Origin of the sequence: Falsiroseomonas tokyonensis (genome assembly GCF_019024325.1) — a bacterium.
GTDB classification, from domain to species: domain Bacteria; phylum Pseudomonadota; class Alphaproteobacteria; order Acetobacterales; family Acetobacteraceae; genus Falsiroseomonas; species Falsiroseomonas tokyonensis.
In genome coordinates, this window is sequence record NZ_JAFNJS010000052.1 from 1 (window position 1) to 942 (window position 942).

2 pseudogenes are annotated in these 942 nt (G+C 72.6%); both read left to right on the forward strand.

Annotated elements, in window-relative coordinates:
* Nucleotides 1–651, forward strand: a pseudogene (locus J3S20_RS29925) (ubiquitin-activating E1 FCCH domain-containing protein); the annotation flags it as partial.
* Nucleotides 652–673: 22 nt separating this feature from the next.
* A pseudogene (locus J3S20_RS29930) lies at nucleotides 674–942 on the forward strand (prohead protease/major capsid protein fusion protein); the annotation flags it as partial.

A 942-nucleotide genomic window follows, 5' to 3' on the forward strand; every position in this document is an offset into this window, starting at 1 on the left:
GTCAGCCGCAACCTGGCGCCGGCCTCGAACACCGACATCAGGGTCCAGTTCGTCACCATCGCCGACTATGCCGAGCTCACCACCGAGATCACGGCGGGCCGCGGCCAGTCGGTTGCAGGCCAGGGGCTGGGCGTGAACGTCCTCAGCACCATCCCGCCGGCGGTCACGCCGGTGGGTGGCCAGGCGCGCAACACCAGCGGTGCGCTCCCGGTGCTGGCGGCGACGGGCTACTCGGCCAACCCGATTGCCGTCACCACGGCGCGTGGTGTGGATCTGCTGGCGACGCTGATCGGCGCGCTGGTCACCAAGCCCTACGCCATCCCCGAGGCCGACTGGCAGACCGCGGCTGCGGCGGGCGGGATCATCACTACCACCGACGTGGTGCTCCGGGCGGCGGCTGCGGCGGGCATCCGCAACTACGTGACCTCGATCGACCTCCGCAACGCGCATCCGACGGTGGCGACCGAGGTGGTGATCAAGGATGGGGCGACGGTGATCTGGCGGCAGTTGCTGGCGGCGGCGATGCCGGCGCCGGTCGAGATCACCTTCCCGACGCCGCTGCGGGGCACCGCTGCCACGGCGATGAACGTCGCCTGCATCACCACCGGCGCCCAGGTCTACGTCAACGCGCAGGGCTTCGCCGCGCCGTAAGGCGCCGCCCCAGGAGCATCCCATGACAGAGCCGATCGACCCGGGCGGGGGCTCCCCCGCGCCGGAGGCCACGCCATTGCCCGATCGACTGCCCATCGCTGGGCAGTCGATCGCCGCCTGCCGCGCCCTGGCCGCGCCCGTTACCGTCGACCGTGCCGCGCGCACCGTCGAGGTGGTGTGGTCCACCGGCGCTCGCGCGCGGAACTTCGTGCCCCCGCTCGGTCCCATCATCGAGGAGCTCGACATGCGGCCGGAGGCGGTGCGCATGGACGCGCTGCGCTCGGGCCGCGC